This is a genomic window from Pseudomonas sp. F(2018) (genome assembly GCF_005508865.1).
Taxonomy (GTDB): Bacteria; Pseudomonadota; Gammaproteobacteria; order Pseudomonadales; family Pseudomonadaceae; genus Aquipseudomonas.
This window is the reverse complement of sequence record NZ_SCOM01000003.1, coordinates 439,811-454,736: the sequence shown is the minus strand read 5'-3', so window position 1 is coordinate 454,736 and position 14,926 is coordinate 439,811. Positions and strand designations below refer to the sequence as shown.

At 69.8% G+C, this 14,926-nt stretch carries 9 protein-coding genes; 5 read left to right on the top strand and 4 right to left on the bottom strand.

What is annotated here, in order from left to right; translation table 11 throughout:
• Positions 1–13 precede the first annotated feature (13 nt).
• Positions 14–1,018 carry a DUF5924 family protein gene (locus FFS62_RS15975; protein ID WP_137973821.1) on the bottom strand — a complete coding sequence of 335 codons (1,005 nt, stop codon included), beginning with the start codon at positions 1,016–1,018 and terminating at the stop codon, positions 14–16.
• A 127-nt stretch (positions 1,019–1,145) separates the two neighbouring features.
• Between FFS62_RS15975 and FFS62_RS15970 the strand changes: the two genes are divergently transcribed.
• The gene (locus tag FFS62_RS15970; protein WP_137973820.1) at positions 1,146–1,886 is read left to right on the top strand and encodes an ABC transporter substrate-binding protein; all 741 of its coding nucleotides are present in this window, start codon (positions 1,146–1,148) and stop codon (positions 1,884–1,886) included.
• Between the two features lie 3 nt (positions 1,887–1,889).
• On the opposite strand, the gene FFS62_RS15965 is transcribed toward FFS62_RS15970, so the two are convergent.
• Both FFS62_RS15965 and FFS62_RS15960 read right to left on the bottom strand, forming a co-directional pair.
• Complete coding sequence (locus FFS62_RS15965) at positions 1,890–3,572, bottom strand: Na/Pi cotransporter family protein (protein WP_137973819.1); 1,683 nt, start codon at positions 3,570–3,572, stop codon at positions 1,890–1,892.
• Positions 3,573–3,749: 177 nt separating this feature from the next.
• Entirely contained in the window at positions 3,750–4,487 is a 738-nt protein-coding gene (locus FFS62_RS15960; RefSeq protein WP_137973818.1) for a Bax inhibitor-1/YccA family protein, read from the bottom strand.
• Between the two features lie 108 nt (positions 4,488–4,595).
• Here FFS62_RS15960 and recC point away from each other — a divergent pair, with 108 nt between their 5' ends.
• The 4 genes from recC (at position 4,596) to FFS62_RS15940 (ending at position 14,035) form a co-directional block, all read left to right on the top strand.
• Positions 4,596–7,934, top strand: a complete 3,339-nt coding sequence (gene recC, locus FFS62_RS15955; RefSeq protein ID WP_137973817.1) for an exodeoxyribonuclease V subunit gamma — start codon at positions 4,596–4,598, stop codon at positions 7,932–7,934.
• Positions 7,931–11,599, top strand: coding sequence for a UvrD-helicase domain-containing protein (locus FFS62_RS15950; RefSeq protein WP_137973816.1), 3,669 nt, complete (start codon positions 7,931–7,933; stop codon positions 11,597–11,599). The genes recC and FFS62_RS15950 overlap by 4 nt, the downstream gene beginning before the upstream one ends.
• Before the next feature lie 136 nt (positions 11,600–11,735).
• Positions 11,736–13,577 carry an exodeoxyribonuclease V subunit alpha gene (recD, locus tag FFS62_RS15945; RefSeq protein ID WP_137973815.1) on the top strand — a complete coding sequence of 614 codons (1,842 nt, stop codon included), beginning with the start codon at positions 11,736–11,738 and terminating at the stop codon, positions 13,575–13,577.
• An 8-nt stretch (positions 13,578–13,585) separates the two neighbouring features.
• On the top strand, positions 13,586–14,035 hold the full coding sequence (locus FFS62_RS15940) for a hypothetical protein (protein ID WP_137973814.1): 450 nt from the start codon (positions 13,586–13,588) through the stop codon (positions 14,033–14,035).
• A 54-nt stretch (positions 14,036–14,089) separates the two neighbouring features.
• Here the strand turns inward: FFS62_RS15940 and FFS62_RS15935 are convergent, their stop codons facing one another.
• On the bottom strand, positions 14,090–14,848 hold the full coding sequence (locus FFS62_RS15935; protein ID WP_137973813.1) for a TerC family protein: 759 nt from the start codon (positions 14,846–14,848) through the stop codon (positions 14,090–14,092).
• Between the last annotated feature and the right edge of the window lie 78 nt (positions 14,849–14,926).

Below are 14,926 nucleotides of genomic sequence, written 5' to 3'. Positions count from 1 at the left end.
CCCTGGCTAGCGACTAGTCGACGCGGAAACGCAGCACGCCGATCTGCTGGCCGGCCTCGGTCACCACCTGCACCTGCCAGTCGCCTGCCGGCTGGCCGGGGAAGTTGCGCTTGTGGGTCCAGGCCCGGTAGCCGGCCTTGCGCCCGCCGTGGATATCCAGGGCGATGCGGTCCATCTCTACGCCGTCGCGTTTCCACACGTGATAGATGCGTTCGTTCAACCCGCGCGGTGCGCTGATCGCGGTGTAGGCGTAGAGCCCGGCCTGTTGCAGTTGGGCGGTGGAGACCTGCTTCAGGCTGCGCCCGGGCTTGCGTTCCTGCAGTTGTTCGGTGACCGCCACCTGGGTCAGCCACAGGGTCGCCGGCGGCACCCAGGGCCGCGCCAGCCAGGCGCCGACGCCGAGGGCGGCGACCAGTCCGGCCAGGGTCGCCCAGCGCCAACCGCGCTGGATGCGCAGGCTGCTGCCGAGGCTGGGCAGAGTCGCCACCAGGGCGATGCCCAGGGCCAGGCGGTAGCTCTCGGCGGTGGTCAGGTGGACGATCAGCGGCAGCGCCACCAGCAGCACGGCGAACAGCGCCAGGCTGTGGAAGCTCAGGTACAGCCAGCGCCGCGCGGCCAGCCACTTGTAGTAGAGCGGGTCGATGATCGCCAGCAGCGCGGCCGCGCCGAGCAGGCCGGTGAACAGCGCCTGGCCGCTGTTCCAGGCGGTGGTGATGAAGAAGAACGGCAGGGCGAAGAACAGGCTTTCCTGGTGGATCAGCTGGGTCAGGTAGCGCAACAGCAGCGGCGGCACCTCGATCCCCAGCCAGCGCGCCGCGCTGCGGGTCAGCAGGCCCTCCAGCAGCAGCCAGACCCAGCTCAGCAGCATCAGCACGGCGATCACCTTGCCCACGCCCGCCTGGCGGTCGACCAGGATGAAGCTGGCCACACCTGAGCAGAAACCGAACGCGGCGATCAGACCGGGGTAGCGTTGCAGCAGGGCGAGCAGGCGAAGCAGGTGGGGTTTCCAGTGCGGCATCGGAGAGGTGGCGGCAGGCGTGATCGGGGGCGGCAGGATACCAGCAGCATCGCCGTCATGGCGCGGCGCACTGGCGCGACGCGATGACCGGGTCAACACTTCAGGGCATGCGGAAAGAGGGCAGTCGATGACGCGGTGGCAATGGATGGCGGGCTGGCGAGCGGCCCTGGGCGCCCTGGCGGCGCTGCCGGCGGCCGTCGGCCAGGCGGCCGAGGGGCTGCCGCTGTACCTGATGGAGGTGCCGCCGATCACCATCAACCAGGCCGAGCGCAAGGGCATAGTCGGCGACATCACCCTCGAGGCCCTGCGCCGCGCCGGCTACGCCCACCAGCTGGTGGTGGTGCCCAGCCCGCGGGCCCTGGCGCTGGTGCCGGGGCTGCAGGACACCTTGATCATTCCCCTGGCGCGGCTGCCCGAGCGCGAGCCACAGTTCACCTGGATCGCCGAGATCATGCGGGTGGAGCGCGCCTTCTACACCCGCTCGCGGCGGCTCGGCTCCTTCGCCGAGGCTCGTGCGCTGCGCAGCATCGCCGTATCGCGTGGCTCCGCCGGACACAGCATCCTGCTCGCCCGAGGCTTCGCGCCGGCGCAGATTGTCGAGGTCAACCAAGGGCCCTCGGCGCTGCACATGGTGCGCGCCGGGCGGGTCGATGCCTGGTACAACCCGGTGCTGGAGGCCGAGCTGCTGCAGCGCCAGGAGGGCGGCCTGCATCTGGTGCAGAGCGAGCTGCTCGGCTCCACCGGGCAGTACCTGGCCTGCTCGCGGCTCTGCGATCCGAACGTGGTGAAGCGCCTGGGCGCGGCGGTACAGGGCATGCGCGACGACGGCAGCCTGGAGCGGATCAAGGCTGGCTACCTGAAGCACTGAGTCTCAGGCAGCTGGCGGCGCCTCGCCATTTTCCGGGGGCAGCGCGGCGCCGTTCTCCTCTTCCTGCGCGCCGTCGCTGCCTATGTCCTCCAGCACCACATAGGCGCTGCCGCAGAACAGCGAGTTGAGGCGCTTCATGTCGGCGATCAGCTCCAGGTGCAGGGCGCTGGTCTCGATGCTCTGCACCACCTGGCGGCTGAGGCGGCCGACATGGGCGTGGGCCAGCTTGCGCTCCTCGCGGCGGAAGCGGCGTTTCTCCTGCAGCAGGCGCTGGGCATTGTCGCGGTTGCCGTTGAGGAACACGTTGAGGCCCAGACGCAGGTTGTTGGCCAGCAGCTCGTGCAGGCCGCTGAGCTCCTCCAGGCCGCTGTCGGAAAAACTGTAGTGGCGGGCGCGCTTGTGATTGTCGAGCTTGCCGGCCATCTGCTCGATCAGGTCGCCGGCATGCTCCAGGTTCACCGCCAGCTCGATGATCTCCGCCCAGCGCCGACTGTCGTGGGCCGGCAGGTCGTCGCGCGGCATCTGCGCCAGGTACAGCTTGACCGCGCCGTACAGCGCATCGACGTCGTCGTCCAGGCGGCGCAACTGCTGGCTGGCCTCGCCGGAGCCGCCGCGCAGCACCTCGCGCAGGTGCACCAGCATCTGCTCCACCAGGTCGCCAATGCGCAGGGTCTCGCGCACCGCATTGGCCAGCGCCAGGCTCGGCGTCTCCAACGCCGTGCGGTCGAGATGGCGCGGCCGGGCCACGCCTTCGTCGCGCGTCCGCTCCGGCAGCAGCAGGCTGCACAGACGCGCCATCAGCCCCACGCTGGGCAGCATCAGCAGGCAGCGCAGGCTGTTGTAGGCCAGGTGGAAGCCGATCACCAGGGTCGCGGCGGACCAGTCCAGCTGTTCCATCCAGTGCACCAGCGGTTCCACCAGCGGCAGTACCAGGAGCAGGCCGAGCAGCTTGTACAGCAGGCTGCCCACGGCCACCCGGCGCCCGGCCGCCGACTGCATGCTGCTGTTGATCAGCGCCAGCACGCCGCTGCCGATATTGGCGCCGATGACCAGGCCGATGGCCACCGGCAGGCTGATCATGCCGCTGCCGGCCAGGGTCGCGGTGAGCAGCACGGCGGCCAGGCTGGAATAGGTGATGAGGGCGAACAGCGCGCCGACCAGGGCGTCCAGCAGCAGGTCGCCGGTCAGCGAGGCGAACAGCGCCTCGATGCTGTGGGATTCGGCGATCGGCCGGGCGGCCTGGACGATCAGCTGCAGGGCCAGGATCAGCAGGCCGAGGCCGATCGCCACCCGGCCGATCTGGCCCAGGCGGCTCTGCTTGCGCGAGAGGAACAGCACTACGCCGACGAAGATCAGCAGCGGCGACAGCCAGGACAGGTCGAGGGTGAGCACCCGCGCCATCAGCGCGGTACCGACGTCGGCACCGAGCATGATCGCCAGGGCCGGGGCCAGCGCCATCAGGTCCTGGGCGACGAAGGAGGTGACCAGCAGGGCGGTGGCGTTGCTGCTCTGCACCAGGGCGGTGACGCCGATGCCCGCGGCAAACGCCTGCGGCCGCCGCGCCACGCTGTGGCTGAGGATGCGCCGCAGCTGCGAGCCATACACCCGCAGGATGCCGGTGCGCACGATATGGGTGCCCCACACCAGCAGGGCGATGGCGGACAACAGATTGAGCAGGGTCAGCATGGCGCAGCCTCGGGGCTCGCTCTTCTTCGATGGGTGCGGTTTCCGGCGCCCTCCTGTTTAGCTTTAGTTGTAGATCGGTGACAGCGCCAGCCGTTCAGCCTCGCTGCGCTACATCGACCTCGCCCTGCGGATGGCGGCGGCACGGAGTCGCCGAGCGGCGCTCCGTGCGCGGGTGTCTCAGCGGCGCAGCTTGGCCAGCAGGCGGAGGATTTCCAGGTACAGCCAGACCAGGGTCAGCATCAGGCCGAAGGCGGCGTACCACTCCATGTATTTCGGGCACTGCTGCTCGACGCCCTGTTCGATGAAGTCGAAATCCAGCACCAGGTTGAGCGCGGCGATCACCACCACGAACAGGCTGAAGCAGATGCCGAGCACGCCGCTCTCGTGGATGAACGGGATCGACAGGTCGGTGAACAGGCGCAGGCCCAGGTTGACCAGGTACAGCAGGCAGATGGCGCCGGTGGCGGCGACCACGCCCAGCTTGAAGTTCTCGGTGGCGCGGATCAGCCCGCTGCGGTACGCGGCCAGCAGGCAGAACAGGGTGCCGAAGGTCAGTGCCACGGCCTGCACGACGATGCCCGGGTACTTGGCCTCGTAGAACGCCGAGATGGCGCCGACGAACACGCCCTCGACCAGCGCATGCAGCGGAGCCAGGTAGGGTGCGGTGCGCTTGGCGAAGATGATGATCAGCGACAGCAGGAAGCCGCCGATGGCGCTGCCCAGCACCCAGGGCATCAGGCCGGCGGCCGCCTCGGGGTTGCTGAAGTAGCTGTTCCACACCCAGACCGCCGAGATCAGCGTCAGGGCCAGCAGCATGGCCGTCTTGTTGACGGTGCCGCCGAGGGTCATGGGGTCTGCGGATACATCCAGGTTGCTGAAGGCTTTTTCGGAAAGCGAGGGGTTGCCAGATGCCATGTTGCGCTCCTTGCGTCGTTGTTATGTCGGCGCCGGCACGGTAGCAAAAAATCCGCGCCGGCGGCGCTTCTTGTTAACCTTGCGGCAGTCCAATCGCCAGCACCGCCCATGCTCAGCCTGTACCACGCCCCCGACCTGGAAACCCTCGGCCTGTTGGCCTGTCGGCTGCTCGCCCAGCCGCAGGCGGACGTGCTGGCGCCGGCGCGGGTGGTGGTGCCGAGCCAGGGTATCGGCCGCTGGCTGACCCTGCAGCTGGCGCGCGAACAGGGCATCGCCATGCATCTGGAGGTGCAGCTGCCGTCCAGCTTCGTCTGGGGCCTGGCGCGCCAGGTGCTCGGCGCCCTGCCGGAGCAGTCGGCGTTCAACCCGCAGGCGATGACCTGGCGCCTGTACGACTGGCTGTGCGATCCGGCCAACCTGGCCCGCGCCGAACGCCTGCAGCGTTACCTGGAAGGCGGCGACGAGCGCCGCCGCCTGGCCCTGGCGGCGAAGATCGCCGACGTGTTTGACCAGTACCTTCTGTATCGCGACGACTGGCTGGCCGCCTGGGAGCGCGGCGAGCTGTGCGACCTGGGCGCCGACGAAACCTGGCAGGCGCTGCTGTGGCAGGAGCTGACCCGCGATGGCCACCCGCACCGCGCGCGCCTCCTCGGCGAGCTGCTGGCGCGCCTGCATGCCGATACGCCCATCGCCGGGATGCCCGAGCGCCTGCTGGTGTTCGGCATCAGCTCGCTGCCGCCGCATCACCTGCGCGTGCTGGAGGGGCTGGCGCGGCACACCGACGTGGTGATCTTCGCCCTCAACCCCTGCCGCGAGGCCTGGGGCGAGATTCGCGACGTGCGCGAGCTGGCCCAGTCCGAGGTCAGCCCGGACGACTGGTACCTCGATGTGGGCCACCCGCTGCTGGCCAGCCTGGGCAAGCAGGGCCGCGACTTCTTCGATAGCCTGCTCGGGCAGATCGCCGAGGAGAACGGCATCTACCCGCAGGACGCCGAGCTGGCCGACGACAGCCTGCTGCACGCCCTGCAGCAGGACATCCTGCGCCTGCGCACCCGCACCCCGGACGAGCGCCTGGCCCTGCGCGACGACGACCGCTCGCTGGAGCTGCACATCGCTCACTCGCCGCTGCGCGAGGTGGAAATCCTGCATGACCAGCTGCTGGCGCGCTTCGCCGCCGACCCGCGGCTGAGCCCGGATCAGGTGGTGGTGCTGACCCCGGATATCGAGCGCTATGCGCCCTATATCGAAGCCGTCTTCGCCCGCCGCGAAGGCGCGCCGCATATTCCCTACAGCCTGGCCGACCGCAGCCTGCGCGCCGAGACGCCGCTGATCGAGGCCTTCCTCGGCCTGCTCAGTCTGCCCGAGAGCCGCTTCGCCGCCGAGGAAATCCTCGCCTGGCTGGAGCAGCCGGCCATCGCCCGCCGCGCCGGCATCGAACCCGAAGACCTGCCGCTGCTGCGCGACTGGCTGCACCAGGCCGGCGTGCGCTGGGGCCGCGACGCCGGTCATCGTGCCGCCCTCGATTTGCCCGCCGATGATGCCTTCACCTGGCGCCAGGGCCTGGACCGCCTGCTGCTGGGCTTCGCCGCACCGCCGCAACTGGCCGGCGATGGCGTACCGCTGCTCGGTGACAGCCTGCCGCTGGATGCCCTGGAAGGCGCCCGTGGCCAGCTGCTCGGTCGCCTGTGTGCCTTCGTCGAACTGCTCGCCGGCCTGGCCGAGCGCCTGCAGCGCGATCGTCCGCTGGCCGATTGGGCGCTGGACCTGCAGGGCCTGATCGATGTGCTGTTCGACGAGCGCGAATCCGGCGACACCCTGCTCCTGCTCAGCCAGGCCTGTGCGGCGCTGGCGCGCCAGGCCGAGGACTCCGCCATCACCCGGCCGGTGGAACTGGCGCTGGTGCGCCAGCAGCTCGGTGCGGCGCTGGAGAGCGGTAGCGGCGCTTCGGGCTTCCTCACCGGCGCGGTGACCTTCTGCACCATGGTGCCGATGCGCAGCCTGCCGTTCCGCCTGGTCTGCCTGCTCGGCCTGGACGACGGCGCCCTGCCCCGGCGCACGCCGGTCGCCGGCTTCGACCTGATCGCCAGGCGCCCGCGCCGCGGCGATCGTGCCCGGCGCCTGGACGACCGTTACCTGTTCCTCGAGACCCTGCTCAGTGCCCGCGATGGTCTGTACCTGAGCTACGTCGGCCGCGACCCGCGCGACAACGCCGAGCTGCCGCCTTCGGTGCTGGTCAGCGAACTGCTGGAGACGGTGGATCTCACCGCCGTCTGTAGGAGCGAGCTCTGCTCGCGAACCCTGTTGTCCGGAGAGATTCGCGAGCAGAGCTCGCTCCTACAAGAGCAGAAAGCCAGCCGGCGCATCACCATCGAGCATCCGCTGCAGCCCTTCGCCCCCGGCAACTTCGCGGCCGGCGGCGCGCGCCAGGGCTTCGCCCCCGCCTGGTTCCGCGCCGCCCGGCGTCTGGCCGAGGCGCCGCTGCTGACCCCGCCAGCCTTTATCGAGCGGCTGCCCGAACCTGGGGAAGACTGGCTGGTGATCGAGCCCAGCCAGTTGCTGCAGTGCTTCCGCCATCCGGCGCGCTTCCTCCTCGAGCAGCGCCTGGGCCTGCGCCTGGCCGATGCCGATGAGGCCATCGCCAGCGACGAGCCCTTCGCCCTCGAAGGTCCGGCCCGTCGTGGCCTGCGCCAGCTGGCCCTGCAGGCGGTGGAGCGCGGCTGGTCCGAGGAGCAGGAGCGGCGCATCGCCCGCGCCGCCGGCTGGTTGCCGCCCGGCGAGCTGGGTCATGCCCTGTGGGGCAAGCAGCGCGGCCCGGTGCGCGCTTTCGCCCCACGCCTGTTCGAGGCACGCCCCGAGGAGACGCCGCAGCCGCTGCTGGTGGATATCCAACTGGCCGGTGTGCGCGTGCATGGCTGGCTGGACGGCGTGACCAGCCACGGCCTGTTCGACTGGCGCCTGGCCGCGCCCGGCGCCTGGGACCTGCCCGGCTTCTGGCTGCGCCACCTGCTGCTCAACTGTGCCTGGACAGAGGGCGGCGCCAGCGCGGAGATTGCCCGCGAGAGCCTGCTGGTCTCGCCGGCCGGCGACTGGCAGCTGGGTCCTCTGAGCGATGCCCAGGCGCTGCTTGAGCCATGGCTGGTTGCATACCGCGAGGCGCTGAGCGCGCCGCTGCCCTTCATCACCCGCAGCAGCTACGAGTTCGCCAAGGCCCTGTGTACACCCAGCGCGAAGAGCCGCAAGGAGCCGCGCGATGCCGCCCGCGACAAGGCCGAGGCGGCCTGGCTCGGCGCCGAATTCAGCCCCGTGCCCGGCGAGGCCCTCGACCCCTGGTACGCCCTGGCCTTCCGCGAGCGCGACCCGCTCGGCGAGTGCTTCGAGCAGCTCGCCGAGCAGCTGCTGGGCCCGGCGCTCAAGGCCCTGGCCAGTGGCGAGGAGGAGGCCGAATGAACGACCTGAACCTGCAGGATTCGTCCTTCGCCGGCCGCTCGCTGATCGAGGCCAGCGCCGGTACCGGCAAGACCTGGACCCTGACCGCGCTGTATGCCCGCCTGCTGCTGGAGCAGCAGCTGAGCGTCGGGCAGATCCTGGTGGTCACCTACACCACTGCGGCCACCGCCGAGCTGCGCGAGCGCATCCGCGCGCGCCTGGCCGAGTTGCTGGCGCTGTACGAGGGCGGCACGAGTGGCGATGACTTCCTTGTCGAGCTGCACCGCCGCCATCCCGGCGAGGCGGCGCGCCGCCGTCTGCTGCTGGCCGTGCATGGTTTCGACGAGGCGGCGATCTTCACCATCCACGGCTTCTGCCAGCGCGCCCTGCAGGACTCGGCCTTCGAGGCAGGCGGCGACTTCGACGCCGAGCTGACCCAGGACGACCGCGAGGTGCTCGACGGCCTGCTCGGCGATGCCTGGCGCCATGTGCTGGCCGAGGCCGATCCGGCCTGGGCGCGCTTCCTGGCCAGGGCCAGGATCACCCCCGCCACCTTGCGTCAGGCCCTGCGCAGCCACCTGGGTAAACCCTATCTGCGGGTGGAGCCGCGCGAGGCGGCCAGCGGCGCCGAGCTGAGCGCCGCCAGCGCCGCCTGGCAGCGCGCCGCCGCACTGTGGCATGACGCCGGCTACGGCTGGATCGAGACCCTGCGCGGGCATGGCGGCCTCAGCCAGACCACCCACAAGGTCGCCAAGCTGCCGCTGTGGTCGGCCGAGCTGGATGCCTACTTCGCCGACCCGGCGGCGCTGTTCGAGGCGCCGGACGGGCTGCTCAAGCTGGGCGCCATCGCCCTGGGCAAAGCGTGCAAGAAGGGCTTCGACGCGCCGCAGTGCGAGCTGGCCGAGGCGCTGGATACGCTGTCCGATGCCCTGGCCGCCGCCGAACCGGCGGGCCGGCAGAAGCTGATCGCCCTGCAGGTCGAACTGCTCGACCGGCTCAATGTCGAGCTGCCGCAACGCAAGGCTGCCCAGCGCCTGCTGGCCTTCGACGACCTGCTCAACCGCCTGCACGAGGCGCTGCACGGGCCGGCCGGCGAGGACCTGGGCGCGCGCCTGCGCGAGCAGTATCCGCTGGCGCTGATCGACGAATTCCAGGACACCGACCCGATCCAGTACGCCATCTTCGATCGCATCTACCCAAAAGCGGCGGGCGTAGCGAGCGGCTCGCCAGCTAGGAGGGCTTCGAGCGAAGGCCGAGACAGTACAGCGAGTACGGCGAGGTCTGAGCGAGAAACCGACAACGCTGGCGAGTCGCGCAGTAGCCCGCGTGGCGATCTGTGTTTCGTCGGCGACCCCAAGCAGGCCATCTATGCGTTTCGTGGCGCCGACTTGGCCACCTACCTCAAGGCGCGGGATGCGGCCGAGCGCCAGTACGACCTGCCGTTCAACTACCGCTCCACGCCGGAGCTGATCGCCGCGCTCAACCGTCTGTTCGCCCGCCCGCAGCCGTTCGCCGAAGAGGGGCTGAACTACCCGCCGGTCAGCGCCGGCAAGAAGGCGCGGGCGCAATTGGTGTTGCCCGAGCAGGACGGCAGCGCGCCGCTGGGGCTGGTCTGGCTCGGTGATGAGGGGCTGAACAAGGCGCGCGCCGGTGAACTGGCCGCCACGGATACGGCGCGCAGGATTGCCGCGCTGCTCGCCGCCAGTACGCAAGGTGATGCCTATTTCGCCGAAGACGGTGACAGGCAGCCGCTGCAGGGTGGTCATATCGCCGTGCTGGTCAGCAACCACCGCGAGGCCGCCAGCGTCGCCGCCGAGCTGGCGGCCCGTGGCGTGTCCAGCGTGCGCCGTGGCCGCGACAGCGTCTGGCACAGCGAGGAGGCCGGCGAGCTGGCGGCGGTGCTGGCCGCCTACGCCGAACCGGGTCGCGAGGGCGTGCTGCGCTACGCCCTGGCCACTCGCCTGCTGGGGCGCGATGCCGCGCAGATCGCCCGCTGCCAGGACGACGAACGCGCCTGGGACGAGGAGCGCGCCGCCGCCGAGCAGTATCACCAGCTGTGGCAGCAGCACGGCTTTATGCGCGTCTTTAGAGCGTGGTTGGATCAGGAGCGGGTGGCCGAGCGCCTGTTGGCCGGCATCGATGGCGAGCGCCGGCTGACCAATCTGCTGCACCTGGCCGAGCTGCTGCAGGCCGAGAGCCTGCAGCGTCCCGGGCTGGAGGCGTTGCTCGCCTGGTTCGACGGCCAGCGCAGCAGCGAGGGCGCCGGCGAGGACGCCCTGCTGCGCCTGGAGAGCGATGCCGAACGGGTGCAGATCGTCACCATCCACACCTCCAAGGGCCTGGAATATCCGTTGGTGTTCTGCCCCTTCCTGTGGGACGGCCGCCTGCTCGGCCAGCACACCGACAGCGCGCGTTGCCACGACGAACACGGCCAGCCGCTGCTTGACCTGGGCAGCCCGCGCCTGGACGAACGCCTGCAGGCGGCGCGGCGCGAGAGCTTTGCCGAGAAGCTGCGCCTGACCTACGTGGCCCTGACCCGCGCCCGTGATCGCCTGTGGCTGCACTGGGGCCCGGCCGCCCTGCCCAAGCCGAAGAAGGACGGCTCGCTGCCCGACGAGGGCCTGCACAGCAGCGCCCTGGCCTGGCTGCTGCACGGCCGCGAGCTGCCCGGCGCCGATGCGCTGGGCGAACTGGCGGCGCACCTTGCCGGCCGTGATGGGCTGGCGCTGGCCGCCGAGCTGGATGCGCTGGCGCGGGGCAGCGACGGCCTGATCGCCCGCCTGCCGCTGCTGCTGGAAGAGACCAGCGCCGCCGGCGAGAGCCGCGCCGAGCCACCGCAGGCCCTGCAGGGCTTCGCCCGCAGCCTGCACAGCGCCTGGCGCATCGGCAGCTTTTCGGGATTGGCGGCGGGCATGCACATGGAGGCACCGGATCGCGACCACCTGGCCATGCCCGCCGCCAGCGAGCCCGGTGCCGGCTTCTTCGCCTTCCCTCGCGGCGCCCGCGCCGGTACCTGCCTGCACGCCATCCTCGAAGACTGGATGCGCGGCAAGGGCAGCCTGGAGCAACTGGTGCCCGCGGCCCTGCAGGATCACGGCATCGATGCCGCGACCTGGGCCGAGACCGCCACGACTCAGCTGCAGCGCGTGCTGGACTGCGACCTGGACGGCCAGGGCCTGAGCCTGGCCGCCCTCGACCCGACCCGCCGCCTGCCCGAGCTGGGCTTCACCTTCCCGGTCGAACGCCTGGACGTGGAGCGTCTGCGCGCGCTGCTCGCCGACCCGGCGTACGGCCTGCCGGCGGCCATGCGCCAGGCCGCCGAGCGCCTGCAGTTCGACGAGCTGCGGGGCTTCCTGAAAGGCTTTATCGACCTCACCTTCGAGCATGACGGGCGCTGGTACATCCTCGACTACAAGTCCAACTGGCTCGGCCCGACCGCCGACCATTACCGCACCGAGCGCCTGGAGCAGGCCATCGCCGGCGAGCACTACCACCTGCAGTATCTGATCTACCTGGTGGCGCTGCGGCGCTTCCTGCGCGCGCGCCTGGCCGGTTTCACCCATGCGCAGCTGGGTGGCGCCTTCTACCTGTTCCTGCGTGGCATGCCGGAGGCCGGGGTGTACTTCGCCCGGCCGGACGATGCTCTGCTGGATGCGCTGGATAAACTGTTCGCGGAGGTGCAGTGATGCGCTCAGGCAGCAGCTCGGATGCTATCCGGGTACCGGCCCTCCCGGATTGCATCCGGGCTACGTCCGCCATAGCAGCGTCGGGTAACCGCTCCCTCTCCCGCCGGGAGAGGGTTGGGCTGAGGGAGCTGCCCCGATGAGCCTCGCCGACCTGCCCCTCGGCCCGCTGGAGCGCGCACTGCTGGCCAGCCTGCAACGCCTGGAGCCGCAGGATGACGCCGTGCTGGCCTGCGCCGCCCTGTGCAGCGAGGCCCTGGCCGGCGGCGACGTGTGCCTGCCGCTGGCGCGGGTCGCCGGTCAGCGTCCCTGGCCGGAATTCGATTTCGTCCTGCCGCCGCTGGCCGAGCTGTGCACCCGCCTGGATGGCTCTGCACTGGTTGCCGGGCCGGGTGCATTCGCCCCGCTGATCCTGGAGGGCGAGCGCCTGTACCTGGCGCGCTACCAGGCCTACGAGCAGCAGCTCGCCGCACAGCTACTGGCCCGCGCCGCCGACCGGCCCGAGGTGGATGAGAAGGTGCTGGCCGAGAGCCTGGCGCGGCTGTTCGCCTTCAACCAGCAACAACCGGACTGGCAGCGCCTGGCCGCGGCCCAGGCGGTGCGTCGGCGCCTGGCGGTGATTTCCGGCGGCCCCGGCACCGGCAAGACCACCACCGTGGTGCGTCTGCTGGCGGCTCTGCTTGAGCAGCCCGGCGGTGACAGGCTGGCCATCGGCCTGGCCGCGCCGACCGGCAAGGCGGCGGCGCGCATGGCCGAGGCGATCCGCAACGCCAAGGCCGACTTGCCGCTGGCCGACGAGCTCAAGGCGCTGCTGCCGGAAGAGGCGCGCACCCTGCACCGCCTGCTCGGCAGCCGCGGCGACAGCCCGGCCGTGCGCCACGACGCGGCGCGGCCCCTGGCGTTGGATGTGCTGGTGGTGGACGAGGCGTCGATGGTCGACCTGGCGCTGATGGCCAAGCTGGTCGCCGCCCTGCCGCCGCAGGCACGTCTGATCCTGCTCGGTGACAAGGACCAGCTGGCGGCGGTGGAAGCCGGCGCCGTGTTCGCCGAACTGTGCGAGGGTCGTGGCTTCGATGCCGCGGCCGCCGCCGAACTGCAGCGCATTACCGGCCAGAGCGTGCCGGTCGAGGCGCCGCGCTCGGCGCTGGGAGACGCCGTGGTGCTGCTCACCCACAGCCACCGCTTCGCCGGCGACAGCGGCATCGGCGAACTGGCGCGGCGCATCAATGGCGGCGATGCCGCCGGCACCCTCAACCTGTTGCGCGAAGGCCGCGCCGACCTGGCCTGGCAGGCCGAGCCGAGCCAGCCCGCATTGCTGGAGCGCCTGGAACAGGGCTATCGCCCCTACCTGCAGGCCGCGCGCAAGGGCGACCCGGCCGAGGCCTTCGCCGCCTTCAACGCCTTCCGTGCCCTCACCGCCCAGCGCGAAGGCCCCTGGGGCGTCAGTGGCATCAACGAGGCACTGGAGGCACGTATCAAGCGCCGCTACTCGCTGGCCGAGCGCGAACGCTGGTACCCCGGCCGTGCGGTGATGGTGCGGCAGAACGACTACGCGCTGGGCCTGTTCAATGGCGATATCGGCATCTGCCTGGCCAGCGAGCACGGCCTGCGCGTCTTTTTTGAAGGCGAGGGCTCGGGCGAAGACGGCTTCCGCGCCTTCGCCCCGGCGCGCCTGCCCAGCCACGACAGCGCCTTCGCCATGACCGTGCACAAGAGCCAGGGCTCGGAATTCAGCGAAGTGCTGCTGGCCCTGCCGGAAAGCCCCAGTCCTCTGCTGACCCGCGCGCTGTTCTACACCGGCATCACCCGCGCCAAGCACAAGGTGGAAATCTGGGGCCTGCCGGCGCGCCTGTCCGAGGCGGTGAACGGCAAGGCGGAGCGGGCGGCGGGGTTGGCGCAGCGGTTGGGCTGCGACAACTCCCAGGGGTTACCTGACGAGACTACGCCGGTCGTAACCCTTGGTCAGATGGATTTGTTCTAGGTACGAGCATGAAGAAGTTCTTTCTGGCCCTCTGGTGGTGGTTCGTCCTGATCATGGGCTCGTTCGCTGCGTACATGCTTTATCGGAAGCCGTTCAGCTTGGCTCCGTACCTGGTGTTGGCCGGCACGGCCTTCTTCGCGCTCTGTACCTTCAAGCTGATCCAGGAGGGTTATCGCCCATGGGGCCTTCTGGGAGAGAGCAGGACAGGATTCTGGCTATCCCTGCTGCTGTTGCCGCTGACACTGCTTCCGCTGCTCAGCGCCTATGAAGTGTGGCAACAGGGTATCTACATCGCGGATGAGTCACACAGCCATCGCCTGTTTAACGTGTTGCTGACGTGGGGGTTGGAGCTCCTGCAGAAGCTGTTCGGTTACTGGGGCCCGATCGTCGCCATGGTGCTGACGACGCTTTGTATGAGCTCGATTCTGCTGTCCGTGATGGGCAGCTATCGACGTTGAGGCGGAAACGAAAACGGGGCCATTCGGCCCCGTTTTCTTGTTCACGCCTTTGGCTTATTCGCCCGGCATGTCCTTGCGCAGCTTGACCGGGTCTTCCTTGCGGCCGCGGGCGATGCGCATGCGGATGTTGAGCGCCTCCACGGCCAGGGAGAAGGCCATGGCGAAGTAGACGTAGCCCTTCGGCACATGGACTTCGAAGCTCTCGGCGATCAGCACGGTACCGACCACCACCAGGAAGGACAGGGCCAGCATCTTCAGCGACGGGTGCCTTTCGATGAAGTCGCTGATGGTGCCGGCGGCCAGCATCATCACCAGCACGGCGACGATGATCGCGGCGACCATGACCGGTACGTGGGAGACCATGCCGACGGCGGTGATCACCGAGTCCAGGCTGAACACGATGTCGATGATGGCGATCTGAATGATGGTGCCGATGAAGTTGCGCGCGGCGCCGCTGGGCTGCTCGCCGGTTTCGTCCTCGCCTTCCAGGCTGTGGTACATCTCGGTGCTGCTCTTCCACAGCAGGAACAGGCCGCCGAAGAACAGGATCAGGTCACGCCCGGAGATGCCCTGGCCGAAGAGTTCGAACAGGTCGTTGGTCAGGCGCATGATCCAGGTGATCGACAGCAGCAGGGCGATGCGGGTGACCATCGCCAGGGCCAGGCCGAAGAAGCGCGTGCGCGCCTGCATGTGCGGCGGCATGCGACCGACCAGGATGGCGATCATGATGATGTTGTCGATGCCGAGGACGATTTCCAGGGCCGTCAGGGTGAGAAAGGCAACCCAGATCTCCGGGTTGGTGAGCCATTCCATTATGAGTTCCTTTGTACGGGGGTAAGCGAAGGCCGCGCGGGCGGCGTGATTCTATCCGGCTTTGGGTGAAAATTGCGT

What these genes read in the sequence shown, in the direction of transcription:
- FFS62_RS15975 (WP_137973821.1), bottom strand. Translation starts at nt 1,018, where the DNA reads ATGCCGCACTGGAAACCCCACCTGCTTCGCCTGCTCGCCCTGCTGCAA.
- FFS62_RS15970 (WP_137973820.1), top strand. Translation starts at nt 1,146, where the DNA reads ATGACGCGGTGGCAATGGATGGCGGGCTGGCGAGCGGCCCTGGGCGCC.
- FFS62_RS15965 (WP_137973819.1), bottom strand. Translation starts at nt 3,572, where the DNA reads ATGCTGACCCTGCTCAATCTGTTGTCCGCCATCGCCCTGCTGGTGTGG.
- FFS62_RS15960 (WP_137973818.1), bottom strand. Translation starts at nt 4,487, where the DNA reads ATGGCATCTGGCAACCCCTCGCTTTCCGAAAAAGCCTTCAGCAACCTG.
- recC (WP_137973817.1), top strand. Translation starts at nt 4,596, where the DNA reads ATGCTCAGCCTGTACCACGCCCCCGACCTGGAAACCCTCGGCCTGTTG.
- FFS62_RS15950 (WP_137973816.1), top strand. Translation starts at nt 7,931, where the DNA reads ATGAACGACCTGAACCTGCAGGATTCGTCCTTCGCCGGCCGCTCGCTG.
- recD (WP_137973815.1), top strand. Translation starts at nt 11,736, where the DNA reads ATGAGCCTCGCCGACCTGCCCCTCGGCCCGCTGGAGCGCGCACTGCTG.
- FFS62_RS15940 (WP_137973814.1), top strand. Translation starts at nt 13,586, where the DNA reads ATGAAGAAGTTCTTTCTGGCCCTCTGGTGGTGGTTCGTCCTGATCATG.
- FFS62_RS15935 (WP_137973813.1), bottom strand. Translation starts at nt 14,848, where the DNA reads ATGGAATGGCTCACCAACCCGGAGATCTGGGTTGCCTTTCTCACCCTG.